Source organism: Bacillus sp. SRB_8 (assembly GCF_003264205.1).
Classification (GTDB): Bacteria; Bacillota; Bacilli; order Bacillales; family Bacillaceae_G; genus Bacillus_A; species Bacillus_A mycoides.
The window spans coordinates 205,661-218,698 of sequence record NZ_NADT01000019.1; the positions used below are offsets into that span (position 1 = coordinate 205,661).

Annotated in this window: 15 protein-coding genes and 2 pseudogenes; 4 read left to right on the forward strand and 13 right to left on the reverse strand. The window is 31.3% G+C overall.

The window, feature by feature from the left end:
• Positions 1–40: 40 nt before the first annotated feature.
• Positions 41–925 (reverse strand): GNAT family N-acetyltransferase, encoded by an 885-nt coding sequence (locus tag B5P40_RS16515; RefSeq protein ID WP_113709480.1) that lies wholly within the window; start codon positions 923–925, stop codon positions 41–43.
• A 260-nt stretch (positions 926–1,185) separates the two neighbouring features.
• Positions 1,186–1,872, reverse strand: coding sequence for an MOSC domain-containing protein (locus B5P40_RS16520; RefSeq protein ID WP_113709481.1), 687 nt, complete (start codon positions 1,870–1,872; stop codon positions 1,186–1,188).
• A 154-nt stretch (positions 1,873–2,026) separates the two neighbouring features.
• Here B5P40_RS16520 and B5P40_RS16525 point away from each other — a divergent pair.
• Positions 2,027–2,936 (forward strand): annotated as a pseudogene (locus B5P40_RS16525) (LysR family transcriptional regulator).
• 95 nt (positions 2,937–3,031) lie between these two features.
• Here B5P40_RS16525 and B5P40_RS16530 read toward each other — a convergent pair.
• The 5 genes and pseudogenes from B5P40_RS16530 to B5P40_RS16545 all read right to left on the reverse strand — a co-directional run bounded on the left by B5P40_RS16530 (position 3,032) and on the right by B5P40_RS16545 (position 5,988).
• Positions 3,032–3,295, reverse strand: a complete 264-nt coding sequence (locus tag B5P40_RS16530) for a hypothetical protein (protein WP_078176183.1) — start codon at positions 3,293–3,295, stop codon at positions 3,032–3,034.
• A gap of 54 nt (positions 3,296–3,349) precedes the next feature.
• A pseudogene (locus B5P40_RS34370) lies at positions 3,350–3,475 on the reverse strand (C45 family autoproteolytic acyltransferase/hydrolase); the annotation flags it as partial.
• A 95-nt stretch (positions 3,476–3,570) separates the two neighbouring features.
• Positions 3,571–4,176: a PRK06770 family protein gene (locus B5P40_RS16535; RefSeq protein WP_002085644.1), complete on the reverse strand. Its 606-nt coding sequence runs from the start codon at positions 4,174–4,176 to the stop codon at positions 3,571–3,573.
• 256 nt (positions 4,177–4,432) lie between these two features.
• Complete coding sequence (locus B5P40_RS16540; RefSeq protein WP_113709573.1) at positions 4,433–5,074, reverse strand: DEAD/DEAH box helicase family protein; 642 nt, start codon at positions 5,072–5,074, stop codon at positions 4,433–4,435.
• 17 nt (positions 5,075–5,091) lie between these two features.
• Positions 5,092–5,988, reverse strand: a complete 897-nt coding sequence (locus B5P40_RS16545; protein ID WP_113709482.1) for a CPBP family intramembrane glutamic endopeptidase — start codon at positions 5,986–5,988, stop codon at positions 5,092–5,094.
• A 382-nt stretch (positions 5,989–6,370) separates the two neighbouring features.
• Here B5P40_RS16545 and cspD point away from each other — a divergent pair, with 382 nt between their 5' ends.
• Both cspD and B5P40_RS16555 read left to right on the forward strand, forming a co-directional pair.
• Entirely contained in the window at positions 6,371–6,574 is a 204-nt protein-coding gene (cspD, locus tag B5P40_RS16550; protein ID WP_002012849.1) for a cold-shock protein CspD, read from the forward strand.
• An 85-nt stretch (positions 6,575–6,659) separates the two neighbouring features.
• Positions 6,660–6,845 carry a cold-shock protein gene (locus B5P40_RS16555; protein ID WP_000286202.1) on the forward strand — a complete coding sequence of 62 codons (186 nt, stop codon included), beginning with the start codon at positions 6,660–6,662 and terminating at the stop codon, positions 6,843–6,845.
• Positions 6,846–6,888: 43 nt separating this feature from the next.
• On the opposite strand, the gene B5P40_RS16560 is transcribed toward B5P40_RS16555, so the two are convergent.
• Positions 6,889–7,440, reverse strand: coding sequence for a GNAT family N-acetyltransferase (locus tag B5P40_RS16560; RefSeq protein ID WP_002031946.1), 552 nt, complete (start codon positions 7,438–7,440; stop codon positions 6,889–6,891).
• Between the two features lie 230 nt (positions 7,441–7,670).
• On the opposite strand from B5P40_RS16560, the gene B5P40_RS16565 reads away from it, so the two are divergent.
• Positions 7,671–8,219 carry a hypothetical protein gene (locus B5P40_RS16565; protein WP_016092619.1) on the forward strand — a complete coding sequence of 183 codons (549 nt, stop codon included), beginning with the start codon at positions 7,671–7,673 and terminating at the stop codon, positions 8,217–8,219.
• 65 nt (positions 8,220–8,284) lie between these two features.
• Here B5P40_RS16565 and B5P40_RS16570 read toward each other — a convergent pair whose 3' ends face one another.
• The 5 genes from B5P40_RS16570 to B5P40_RS16595 form a co-directional block, all read right to left on the reverse strand.
• Complete coding sequence (locus tag B5P40_RS16570; protein ID WP_002031950.1) at positions 8,285–9,685, reverse strand: protoporphyrinogen oxidase; 1,401 nt, start codon at positions 9,683–9,685, stop codon at positions 8,285–8,287.
• A 60-nt stretch (positions 9,686–9,745) separates the two neighbouring features.
• Complete coding sequence (locus B5P40_RS16575) at positions 9,746–10,474, reverse strand: alpha/beta fold hydrolase (protein WP_113709483.1); 729 nt, start codon at positions 10,472–10,474, stop codon at positions 9,746–9,748.
• Positions 10,475–10,588: 114 nt separating this feature from the next.
• The gene (locus B5P40_RS16580; protein ID WP_002012842.1) at positions 10,589–10,738 is read right to left on the reverse strand and encodes an aspartyl-phosphate phosphatase Spo0E family protein; all 150 of its coding nucleotides are present in this window, start codon (positions 10,736–10,738) and stop codon (positions 10,589–10,591) included.
• Between the two features lie 241 nt (positions 10,739–10,979).
• Entirely contained in the window at positions 10,980–11,930 is a 951-nt protein-coding gene (locus tag B5P40_RS16585) for a hypothetical protein (RefSeq protein ID WP_113709484.1), read from the reverse strand.
• Positions 11,931–12,416: 486 nt separating this feature from the next.
• On the reverse strand, positions 12,417–13,034 hold the full coding sequence (locus B5P40_RS16595; protein WP_002031957.1) for a helix-turn-helix domain-containing protein: 618 nt from the start codon (positions 13,032–13,034) through the stop codon (positions 12,417–12,419).
• Positions 13,035–13,038: the final 4 nt, after the last annotated feature.

The following is a 13,038-nucleotide window of genomic DNA, read 5'->3' on the forward strand; positions in this document are numbered from 1 at the left end:
TATTACCTTTATCCTCCATCAAAAGCATCTATATAAACATTTAAAACTCCGTTAAAACTGGGAATTTATGTCCTTTAAAATCTAATTCTTTATTACTTCGAACCATCAAATATTTACTAGACTGTAATTCTGTATATTGTACATCATCAATCCCTAATTGATCTGGGCAAAAATAAAATTCAATCTCTGTAAATGATTCAGAGATTTCCTCACATAGTTCATCTAAAATCGGAAGTACTGGAGCAAATACTCCATATAACTTTAGCTTTTCATTTTCTACTTCATAAACAATAATCGCATCTAGTTTCTTAGAATAATACAGTTTCTCATTCCATTTTAAGTCATACATTTTCAAATAAAATGAAGATTGATAATTTATTGTCGAAAACATATTAGAAAGTCTTTGACTATTTTCAATGATTTCATTTATTAAACTTCTATCCTCTTCATTATAAAAATCTAGCTTTCTAAGTATAGAATCTTTATTATTCTTTATATCATACGGTATAGTCATCAGATATTCCTGCACCACTTGAAATCCAAATGATTTATATAGTTCAGGGGTTTCAGTAAACAAGAAAGCACATTCACATTGCTTATCTATTTCTTCTAGCATCTTATTAAGCAATTGTGTCATTAGCCCTTGTCTACGAAAATCCGGATGTGTCATTACCGATTGAATACCCGCTGCATTTATTTTTTTACCGTTAATTAGTAACGGGAGTGAAAATACCGCAACATTTGCAATCGCATTACCATCTTGTAAATATGAGAATGCTTTAAATGTATTATCCCAATATCCTTTCTCTGAAAAATCATGTAATGTTTGACTCGTAATCCCAAACACTTTTTCAAATAAAGGAAATAACTGCTCTCTGTTCGGTTCTTCAAATAGAATATTTGCAATCTTTTCAACATTACCCATGTTGTACCTCCATACGTCGATTCCATTAAATTATATAAGCTTATAAGACCTACCCAAAAAATAGTCCTTATAATTCAATATAATATCATAAAACATAAAAAAATCATCTAATTAATTTTATGTTTTGACTCTTTAAAACTAAGTCGAATAAACCAATATTGAGATTGCTGAATATTAATAAGTTTATTATATAAAAATAATGCTTTCTAACTAGCTTTTACTAATAGAAATGCACCATTTATAAAAATATTATTCACTTATTATTTCGTTCCTTCAAGTCGCTCCTTCGTACTAATTTCTTCGCCCCTAATACGCTTTTCAAACGTCTTTCTCCAACTAGTAGACAGTGCATTTACTTCTAAAATCCTTTTTAATCCTTCAGAGTTTTGTTTTTCTTTATGCATTATGCGATTCGCAAACGAAACTGACACACCTTTTGGATCAGGCTTCAACAATTTCAAAGTATCTACCGGTAATATCCATCCTTCTTTTAATACTCGAAAATAAAAACCTGTGTATCCTGTATCTTGAAAATATAATGGTAGCTTTGGAATATTATATTTCTTTGCTAATTTAAAACAAGGTTGTCTTGGCTGCGTTACTTGTACAATCGCTTCTCCGAGGTGAAACGTGTCACCAATACAAACATCTTCTTCACACATTCCGCTTACTGTTATATTTTCACCGAAAGCCCCATATACAAGTTCCTGATTCAATTCTTTTTCCCAGTACGGATAGTGATCACCAGTATAAACACAAACCGCTTTATCTACCCCTCCATGATGAACTAAATCCGCCTGTCCATCTCCATTAAGCTTTAAAAACGATAAAAAAACAGGTTCCTTTACTTGCTTTTTATTTATCCCTGTTTGAATTAACTTCCCACCATACATAACCTCTTTTGGCAGTCCTATATTTAGAGATAGGACTTCATATGCTTTAGTCATTTTAATCCCTCCTCTTACTCACGACACAACTTTTCAAACTGATAGATAACTTGAGAATCCACTTCTGATAAAATGATTATAAATCCTACAAAACCATTGTTCAATTCAATTATTTATATAATAATGATAGGTATATCCTATGATTAAACTTGAGGTGATTTCAATCGAATTACGACAATTAGAATACTTTTTAGCTGTTTCGAAAGAATTACATTTCACAAGAGCAGCCGAGAAATTAAATATTTCACAACCTTCACTAAGCCAACAAATACGTGCATTAGAACATGAAGTAGGAATGCCACTTTTTGATCGAATTGGTAAAAAAAATATCTTTAACTGAAGCAGGAAAAGTTTTATTATCGCACAGTAAAACAATCTTCCACGAAGTCGAACAAGCCCGCTCTACCATTCAAGATTTAAACGGATTACAACATGGATCCTTAACAATCGGCTCATTGTTAACCGTCGTAAATTATTTACTGCCACCAGCCATTTTAAATTTCAATAATTTATATCCGAATATTGAACTTTCTGTATTAGGTCTTCGTACAGGGGAAATTCGTGAAAAATTATTACAAAATGAATTAGATATTGGCATTACATTTCTTCCAGTGCAAGATAAAGAGATTGTTTCTATCCCACTATATAAAAGTGAACTTACATTAGTCGTGCCAACCGGTCATACTTTAACTGAACATGATCGTGTATCTATTGCAGAATTACAGAACTATCCTCTAATTCTTTTACCTAAAAATTTCTTTTTAACTGAACTAATTACATCCCATTGTCAAAACTTTAACTTTAAACCAAAACCAATTTTAGAAATTAGTACAATGGAATCTTTAATTCAAATGGTCTCAAAAGGAATGGGAATTACAGTGTTACCAAAACCGTATATAGACTTTTTGCAAAGTGAGCACATACAAGCTATTAAAATTGAAAACCCCACTCCAACAATAGATATAGGACTTATTTATAGAAAAGATAAATATATGTGCGCTTCTACCCGGGGATTTATTGAGCAACTAAAAATAACAGTACATTCTCTACAAAAAAAAGCATAAAAAGAGATTATCCAATGAAGCCGCTGCACAACGACCTAATAGAATAATCTCTTTTCATTATGAAATAAAATCGATACGTATAAACTCATATAATTTTAGTGTACCTTTTTTGAGATTGGAATATATTTTGTAAAATATGCCCCTACTAGCAACAATACAATTGAGACTAACCAAGTAAAAATACCGCCAAAACGAAACCAATATGCAAACAAATTTAAGATTGCAATTAAAAAGCAACAAATAGAAGTTAATGCACTTTTTAATCCTTTTATCCCTGCTTTTTTTCTTTTTTGATATGTTATATACATCGAAACGACTAGAAAAAGGATTAGAACAATTGGTAACATAGCTTGTAGCAATGGCAATCCCTCCTGTCTATTTCCGCTCCTTCAACTTTACCACATTATCCCTTTTTAATCTTTAGGAATCAACTCACTTTTCTCTTCTTTCCAAAAATCAGTATATTCACTATTTTTAAAGTTGACATTCACTTGAGAAAACGTAAGGATTAGAGAAACTAGAAAAGTAAGCGAGTAATAACAAAAATGAGTAACTGCTCTAAAAAGCAATTACTCATTTTTGTTAAAACATTTGTGTTCATAACAATACAGGTGTTTCAAAATCAATATGTATATTATTTATTAGCTTGTACCTCACCTGCAATTAATTTACTACCTGAATATGTACCTTTTTGTATAAAAACTTGATTAATTAATTCTTTTTGCTCCTTTTCTGACATTACTCCTTTCCCTTCTCCTAAATTCCCACTTTGTAATTTCCAAATCTTGTTGTGGTCCACATCAACCTTTTCATATTTTCCTTGTTTCCATCGTTCTAAAATATCCACATATGTACTTTTTTGTGCAACATCATTACTATTTATAATTTCAAGTAAACTTTCAATACGTTCTTGTGTAATAAAAATATAGCCCCATTTTTGATCAGCTTTCGTTTTTTGATGTGCCATTTCATGTAGTGCTGTCTGTATGTTCTCATCTGTCCACTTAAAATTTTTATTAAAACCACTATTCGGTAATGAATGATTGCCATTTTCTAAAAGCTTTGCATCTTCAGCTTTTACATTACTATCAGCTAGCACTTCTACTGCCGGAGCGGCTGGTGATGCCTTTTTCGCAGCTGGTTTACTATTATTCAGATAATACAGCATACCATACGTTACACCTACCCCGATTACCGCCATACCAGCTATAATTCCTATGATTTTAAATAATGTTTTCATCTTGCTTGTTTCCTCCCAAATATCTCTGTTCTTACTACCTCATTATTTCTTATATAAAACAGTTCCTTCATTCAAAATAGTTCATCCCATCCCCTATCATATTATTTATATATATTTCCTTATATTGTATTTCTTTTTTCGTGAAATTGAAAGATTATTCTGTTAAAAAATAAAGATATTCTACAAAATTTCCCTTTATATTTATATGGAAACAAAAAAACAACGAGCGCCTTCTAAAACACTCGTTGTTTTTACTTTATGCACGATTTTCTTTTAACCACTTCGTAATAACATCTAACCTCGAAACATCAAAACGTCTTTCTTCACACATGTTTAAGCTGTTTAAACTTTTCACAATTTCTAATTCATTCGACTTTATACTTTTTGCTTCAATCAATTTACAGTACCCGTCTGTGACGGTATTGAGATTTTCATAATAACGCTGAAATGCTTTAGATATATGTAAATGTTTTTCAAAGTTTCTTCTTTTTTTCGTCCCATCAGACTCTTTCCGTTTTCTAAGCTCTTCATCACTTGTATATAAATAAAAATATTGATCTGGAAAACCAATTTCTCTATTTATCATCTTTTCTTTATAAAAGTTTTCTATTAAAGATAACGGCTGATTAAATATATCAAAATGAAAACACCAATTATAACTAAGTGGCTGATATATATCCCCATCGAGTATTACTAATTCATATTGCTGCGACTTCTGCACTGCTATTTTCCAGCGCTCTACTTGTTTTTCAAAATACCATGTTCTATGTTCATTTTCTGGTCTTTCAAATAAAAAATTCACTTCAGGTATAATATAAGCACCATAATTTTTTTCCAATTCACGACACGTGCTGCTCTTACCAACGGCACTTGCTCCCTCGAACGCTATAATCCCCATTGTTTCTCCCACTTTCATTAACTAAAATCTCGTTGTTTCGCTCTTCTCCCCCATAACTGTCTCCATAAAACGATTGAAGCGATAGAAAGCATTATTGTTGTAATGATACTACCTTCAATACCAAATGAGCCTCCATGAAGCACTTCTGACCCATTTGTTACAGGTTTAAACAGTGGTGTAGAATACATTACCATTCCACTTACTGCAAAACCATAAATATTAAATTGCGCCCAATTCCACAGCGAATGCCACGCGCATATCCCCCAAAGACTACTGTCTTTCAAAGCGTAAAAAGCTGCAAATACACCAACTAATATTATATTCGATATTGAAAGAATTGTAATACCTGGATTAAGTAAATGAAGAAAACCAAATAAAAAGGACGTCACTATAATCCCAACCCATATACGACTTCTAACAGAAATAACTGGAAACAACCAGCCTCGTACAATAATTTCTTCCGTTGCACCTTGTATTAAAAAAGCAATTAAAGATCCTACAATACCAAATATGGCGGTTGCCGTAATTTGTTGCATTTGTAGTTTTACACTCCCTGTTAATATAAGCACAATTACTGGTATTGAAATGAAGACAAATCCTATTAACGCACCTCTCAAATACTTTCTCATCCATTGCACTTTCCAAAAACCAATGGATGAAAATGACCTTTTCTCTACAAACCTAATCCATAAAAAAATAAAAAATATAGCCCCACCAAACGTTAATATCATCTCAATATTATTATAAATTGCCTTTACAAATGATGTATCCGCTTTCGGTAAAAACAGCATAAACAACATGAAAAATTCACCTAAAGTTAAAAATACAATTGCAAGTATAACAGCGAAAATAGGATGAACTTTTCTTCTTCCTTCTTTTGCTGCTTCAATTATTTTAAATTGTTTATTTAGCAATATTCTATCCTCCTTATTATTGTAATCATCTGTATTCTTAAAATATATATCGTTTCCCTTAAACATATTTTTTAAAATAAATGATTTCTGTTTGGAATAAATTCAGATTAGGAATAATATATAAATAAAAGAGATGTCTTCGTGCCTTTTACCAGTATCACCCAATTCATTCACTGATATTACCAGCACTTGCTATTTCCCACCATTTGTTGTAGGATAGTAATTAAGGTCAATTTAGTACTATATTTTCTTTGCATATTATCAAGTATCAATCAGGAATGTTTTGTACTCCTTATGGATTTTTGATAATATGTGAACTTTTATTTTCAATCGAATAAGGCCGATCATATTGTAATCTTTTTAAATTTTAGGAGGCATTACCATGACATTAACAGGTAAAGTAAAATGGTTTAACAGCGAAAAAGGTTTCGGTTTCATCGAAGTTGCAGACGGTAGCGATGTATTCGTTCACTTCTCAGCTATCACTGGCGACGGCTTCAAATCTCTTGACGAAGGTCAAGAAGTTAGCTTCGAAGTTGAAGACGGTAACCGTGGACCTCAAGCTAAAAACGTTGTAAAGCTATAATTCAATCAATAAAAAGGTTGTTACCAGCTCGGTTAACAACCTTTTTAATATATAACTAAAATTTTTACATAAAAGGAGTGGTTACATGTATCGCAATCGAAAGAACGATGTAGCAGAAGTACCACCAGAACAAACCCCTGTTTGGGAATGTGAATCAGAGGATTGTTTAGGATGGATGAGAAAGAACTTTTCATTTGAAGAAGAGCCTAAATGCCCTTTATGTAAAAGTAGTATGAAAAGCGGAGAACGTTTATTACCTAAAATAGGTTGATTTTTACAAGCCCCTCTTATTTAAAATAAGAGGGGCTTTTTTATTAATAATGAATATCCTCTACATCTGTTCGTACAATAGAATACATTAATGCATCGTGTTGTTTATTTCCTTGATGAATGTATCCACGTAACAGCCCTTCTTGTTGAAAACCTAATTTAGATAACATATTACACGAAGTTATATTTTCAGGATATGTAATAGCTCCAATTCTAAATAAACCTAAATCTCGAAATCCATAAGTAATAATTTCTCGAGCAGCTTCAGAAGCATAACCATTCCCCCAATAACGAGGATGCAAATCATATCCAATCTCTGAGCGTTTACTCCAAAGTTGTAAATTATTTAATCCAATTGTTCCTACTAAATTATTTGTGTCTTTTAATACAATCCCCCAACGCATTGCCTTTTTCTCAAAGTAATTTTTTGAAAAAGATTCAATCATACGTGAAGCTTGTCCAAACTCAGTAAAAGAATTCATACCGTAATAACACGTTACCTCATCTAATGAGAATATTTCATATATTTTTTGACAATAAGATTGTTCTATTTCAACTAAGCGCAAGCGTTCTGTTTCTAACATAGGAAATACCATAGGATCACTCCTTTCTCTCTACTCATTTATTATAGCAGAAAAAATATTTATAATTAGGAAAGTCCTTAATGTCCCACAAATCAAATATTTCTAGCGATGTTTATCCTATTAATAATATATAACTTCGTTGTATTTATTAATTCCCCTCTAAAAACCACCCCTAATTTATACCTTCTCATGTTAAAATATAGAAAAACAGTAAATATTTCTTACGGAGGTGCTTAAACTTTATGTATATTTTCATTGGCTTATCCCTCTTGCTCATTTTACTCATTTTTTTATTCGCAAAAAAATTCACACCAAACTCATTTATGATGACAAGTTTTAAAGGAAATAGCTTTAAGACATTTTCAGTTGGTATATTAATCGCTGCTACACTCTCTCTTTCATACGGAATGTATCACGCAGCAACATATCAACCTAGATATTTAGATATTAAATTGCAAAATCAAAATTTCACTGTTTTTGGTAATGTTGGTGAGTTTGGTTATTTCTCAGAAGAATTACTAAAAAAAGATGCAGAAGTTGAACTGTATTTTGTCTCTTGGGAAACAATACAATTAAATAATCCAGAAATAATAGTAGACTACCCTTCAGGCAAACAGGAAACATGGAAGCCTAATATAACATTAATTCCTACAAATAAATTAAAAGAAAAACATAGTATTAAAGAACTTTATCGGCTCTCACCGTATTCCTTTGAAGAATCTGGAAAAATAACATTAACTATTAAAGAGAATAAAGCCAATCATAAAAAGATTGCAATTAATGTGAAATAATTACAAATAAAATGTCCCTCCATTATGTTGGAGGGACATTTTATTTACATATGTATTCAATATTATTATTTTGACTGTTCATTCAATGTCGTAATTATTTCATTGGCAGTATTCTTTCCGTTTCCAATACAAGCACCAATTCCTACACCGTAATATGAAGCACCAGCTAAGTATACATTAGGATAAAGCACGGCCAATTTTTCTTGTAATGATTGAACAGCTTGATTATGTTCTAAATGATATTTCGGCATTAAATCTTTCCAATTTGTAACTTCAATTACTTCCGGTTCACCTTTAATTCCGAGGCTCTTTTCAATATCATATAAAGCAACTCGTACTAATTCTTCTTCACTATAACTTTTGATCGTTTCATATACTGGATTAGTGCTCTTATAAAACATTCTTACTAATAGCTTTTGTTTACCAGATGTATGTTTCCACTTCCTGCTTGTCCATGTGCAAGCATCACAATGTAAATCACTGTTTTCCGTTACGATAAAACCTGTGCCGTCAGCCGGTAGTTGTTCATCTAGTATGTCAAAACCTAAGTAAATACTTATAAGCGATGAATTTTTAAATTTATTAAAATGCTCATTTAACTCATTAGACTGTAATAACGTTTGTGCGATATCATGTGGAGCTGCTAAAACGACATAATCAGCTTGTATTGTCTCATGATTTGCAAAAGAAACCTCATACCGATCCCCTTTTTTACTTATCACTGTTGTTACAGCACCTTTATTAATGACAGTCTCCGTCAGCACTTCTTCTAAGCGATTAATAATCGTAGATAGTCCACTTTTAAATGATACAAACTTTTTATTTCCTGCTGACTGAAATTGTTTTTTATTCTCTTCAAAACCTTTAATAATACTTCCATATTTATTTTTATACTCAAGTAAATATGGTAACGTAGATGCCATTGTAAGCTCATTCAATTTACCAGAATATACACCTGACAGCACAGGTGCAATTTGTCTTTCCACTAATTCTTTCCCTAAAAAGCTTTCTAAAAATACAGCAAGTGATGTATCCTTTGTAAACTCCTTATTTTTCGTAATAAAATCTTTTAAAGCAACGATTTTCCCTTTTTTTGAGACTAGCGTACTGCTAAATAATGATTCAACACTCATAGGAATCCCAAATATAGTGTCAGCAGGAATTGGATGTAATATGTTATCAGAGTATATGTAAGAAATACCTGTTTCGTTATATACCATTTCATTTTCTAAATTTAAATCTTTTACAAGCGGCAAAACATGTTCATTACGAGCTACAATAGAATCTGCTCCAGATTCCATAATAAAATCATTTTCTTCCACACTGTGGATTTTACCACCTAAATACTCTTCTTTCTCAATAAGGATTAAATTTAAATCTATATTATAATCCTTCTTTAATTTTTCTAAATAAAACATAGTAGAAAGTCCAGTAATACCTCCACCGATGACAACGACTGTTTTCATATTTGCTGCGCCCCTAACCGATACAATTAATAATTCCTTTATTATTATAACCAAAAATTATCATAGTCGACTAGCAGCTTGCGCATTCTGTAAGAAATTAGACAATATATATGAATATATTTTAGGCTGATCATTATGCACTAAATGACCTGCAAACGGAATAACAGCAATATGTATATTGTTGTTTAATTGTTTAAACGTTGTAGCGGCTGTAACTTCATCTGCTGAATCTCCCCCAACAATACACAGTGTAGGTACTTGAAGATTAGCTACATCACCTGTTTCATGAAATGGGTACCACTCCTTAACTTGCCACGATTTCAGCAACCCTTTCCAATCACTTTTTACATGAATTTGATTCATATAAGTTACAACTTCTTCATTTTCCATCAACTGTTGATGACACTTTACTTCATACTCCTGAGACTCTTCCCAATTATCTCGCTCAATAGGAAAGATACCTGAAAAAGTTAATGTCCTCACTTTATCTGGATATTTTTTTGCAAATAATAAAGCGGCTATCCCCCCTAGTGAAACACCCGCTATATGACAACTATTAATTTGCAAATGTTCTAGTGTATCATTCAAATCATCAGCAGAGCAAAGAAAATAATTATCTAATGTACCTCCTGATTCTCCATGTCCCCTCAAATCAGGACGAATTACTTTATATTGTTTTTCTGTAAAAAATTCTACCTGTTCTTCAAACTCTACTAAACCTGTCATACCACCAGAATGTAAAAGCACACTTGGTTCCCCTTCACCTGAAATATGCGTATGTAGTATCATTTATCCCCCTCCTTTGAAACTGAATATTCTATTTATTGATAGTATATCGAATATATTTCTAAATTACCAAATAAAAAAGAACTATAACATATTCAACTCACGTCATAGTTCTTTCTATTTTAAAAACATAAACCAGTTTATTAATTTGTCAATTTCTTGGCTGAGTGCTATTACTTTTTCATGTTGAAGTCCATAATTTGAGACTAGATTCAATAATTCTTCTTTTTTCAATTCAATTATTTTTTCTAACTTCACTAATTCCATGTCGTCTTTATTCGCTCCAATTTCAAAATATATGTATTTTAGTATAGCCTACTTACATAATAAGTAAAAGTCTCATGCTAATGTAAAATCTTACATATTTGAAAAAACAACATACTACTAACAAAAAAAGAGACTTAAACTAAGCCTATTATTACAGGTCATTATAATTTTCTACCATTTTTTATAAATATGTTAGTTTATGAATGTGTACCATTTACTATTAATTTAAAGTTAGACACTTTTACTCATTAATAATACAACAGAATTTCTCAAATGTTTTATCTTTATATTCTGGAACCCTTGTTAAGTGATCAAAATAACTATATGAAAATTTAAATATGTGTCCAAAATCCCAATTAAATTCGCTGTAGTCTTTAAGCCAGAATGCATTATCTAGCGGAAGTGTATCAACTTGTTTTGCTTTTGTAAGAGGTAAACGATCTACAGTAGAATTCAATATTATTTGGGCATTCGGCATTAAATTGCGACTTTTTCTAAGTACATAAACTAGCTTTAATAGTGGTTTTATTCCTCGTTGAAATAATTCTATATGCCCTAAGTCATATAATATATTAATCGCATGTGAGAAGGTAAGCATATGACCAATTAAATCGTGATGTGATTCTGCCTTATATATAACATTGAATTCAGATAATTCATTTAAAATAAATCCAGATAATTGCTTCGGGTTTTTAATTTCGCTTTGAATCTCCTCATTATTTATAATGAGTTGCTTTACTTCTTTAGTTGTAAAACCAATCCAAGATCTACCGGGAATTGTTTTTTGAAACGATAATATAAGGTTTGCTATATTATTAATATCTTGCTCACTCCCCCAATGACTTAACTCCTTAATGGCTAGTAAACTTAAAGAAGCGTAAATTACATTATGACCAACCCAATGGAGTTCATCAATCGTTTGTTCCAAAGATTTAATTATCGTTTCTTCAGCACTTTGATAATCGACACCTTGTTTATTATCAATTGTTTCGCCTAACCTTTGCTTATGGAGCATCATTTTCGCTTGAGAATAAATGTTACAGGCAGTTTTTTCATCAATGTTATTGTTTTTCGTAAAAAAATAACTAGCAATGGCAGCTGCTCCGAAATGTGCATGCCAAATATCATTTGTTTCTTTTTTACATTGAGATATAATTGAAAGCCCATCTTTTAATACACTTATATTTTCCATCTCTCTTATCCCCTCTAAACCCTAATAAAAATGGTTTTTTAGCATCTACAAAGTCGGCAAAAAGCCAGGTGAAAACTCTTGAAAAGTTTCCTCCTTTACAGTTATAAATTAAAATTGCCCCTGTCGCTCAACCAGAATTAAATTTGCTTCTAATAATATTTTGAGATGATACTTATTCATCCCTAATGCAGTCTCAATCTTCCACAATTGTGTTTGTTTTGATTATGAAATAAATAACGAACAATCTCTCGTTTTACTCCTGCCAAAGCCTTAAAAATTTTCACTCTTTGTTTATCTGAATTATTTGGTTTGATAGTCATGGAACTATCTTATTTTTTTGTCAAATCTCTCATCTTCTTAAACATACAAAGTGAAAATCAAATGTGTATGTATTTATAGATAGTTGTTTTATTATACACGCGAATCTTTATGTAATTGATACTTTCTATTATGTTACCACTTAGTATGTATCCTTAAGCTACTTCCTTAGCTTAACGAAGGTGTTAATACAAATAAGATGTGATTCATTTCATCACTCTTATTCAAAAATCTATGTTTCACGTTCGGTGGAATACGCACAACATCTCCTTCTTCTAAAAAATATTCATTCCCTTCCAATTCCACATACACTTCCCCTTTCATTACAACTGCAATTTCTTCCTTATCTTCGTGGGAATAGTGACTTTCTGTTGTATTTGCATATCCGTTTAAATCCATCATTAACATTTCAATGCGAGCTTTCATAAAATCTGGTGTTAACACATCATAAACAATATGATCATTATTTTCTCGATATACTTTTTTCCGATCTTTCTTCTTAGAAATAAGTGAGTCTGTATCAATATCATTAATAAAAAGAGTAAACAGCGGTACATTTAATGCTTTCGCTATTAATTCCAATACATTTAAAGAAGGATTGGCATGTCCTCTTTCAATTTGACTAATAAGTGAAGTACTGATTCCTGCATAATCAGCAAATTCACGAATTGTCATATTATTTTTCTTACGATAACTTAAAACAGTTTGACCTAGCCGATAATGAATCATTGTTACAACTTCCTTTCGTCCATCATAATACATCTTTTGTCCCTTTTGTGCTGACATACTA

What these genes read in the sequence shown, in the direction of transcription:
- B5P40_RS16515 (WP_113709480.1), bottom strand. Translation starts at nt 925, where the DNA reads ATGGGTAATGTTGAAAAGATTGCAAATATTCTATTTGAAGAACCGAAC.
- B5P40_RS16520 (WP_113709481.1), bottom strand. Translation starts at nt 1,872, where the DNA reads ATGACTAAAGCATATGAAGTCCTATCTCTAAATATAGGACTGCCAAAA.
- B5P40_RS16535 (WP_002085644.1), bottom strand. Translation starts at nt 4,176, where the DNA reads ATGAAAACATTATTTAAAATCATAGGAATTATAGCTGGTATGGCGGTA.
- B5P40_RS16540 (WP_113709573.1), bottom strand. Translation starts at nt 5,074, where the DNA reads ATGGGGATTATAGCGTTCGAGGGAGCAAGTGCCGTTGGTAAGAGCAGC.
- cspD (WP_002012849.1), top strand. Translation starts at nt 6,371, where the DNA reads ATGACATTAACAGGTAAAGTAAAATGGTTTAACAGCGAAAAAGGTTTC.
- B5P40_RS16555 (WP_000286202.1), top strand. Translation starts at nt 6,660, where the DNA reads ATGTATCGCAATCGAAAGAACGATGTAGCAGAAGTACCACCAGAACAA.
- B5P40_RS16560 (WP_002031946.1), bottom strand. Translation starts at nt 7,440, where the DNA reads ATGGTATTTCCTATGTTAGAAACAGAACGCTTGCGCTTAGTTGAAATA.
- B5P40_RS16565 (WP_016092619.1), top strand. Translation starts at nt 7,671, where the DNA reads ATGTATATTTTCATTGGCTTATCCCTCTTGCTCATTTTACTCATTTTT.
- B5P40_RS16570 (WP_002031950.1), bottom strand. Translation starts at nt 9,685, where the DNA reads ATGAAAACAGTCGTTGTCATCGGTGGAGGTATTACTGGACTTTCTACT.
- B5P40_RS16575 (WP_113709483.1), bottom strand. Translation starts at nt 10,474, where the DNA reads ATGATACTACATACGCATATTTCAGGTGAAGGGGAACCAAGTGTGCTT.
- B5P40_RS16580 (WP_002012842.1), bottom strand. Translation starts at nt 10,738, where the DNA reads ATGGAATTAGTGAAGTTAGAAAAAATAATTGAATTGAAAAAAGAAGAA.
- B5P40_RS16585 (WP_113709484.1), bottom strand. Translation starts at nt 11,930, where the DNA reads ATGGAAAATATAAGTGTATTAAAAGATGGGCTTTCAATTATATCTCAA.
- B5P40_RS16595 (WP_002031957.1), bottom strand. Translation starts at nt 13,034, where the DNA reads ATGTCAGCACAAAAGGGACAAAAGATGTATTATGATGGACGAAAGGAA.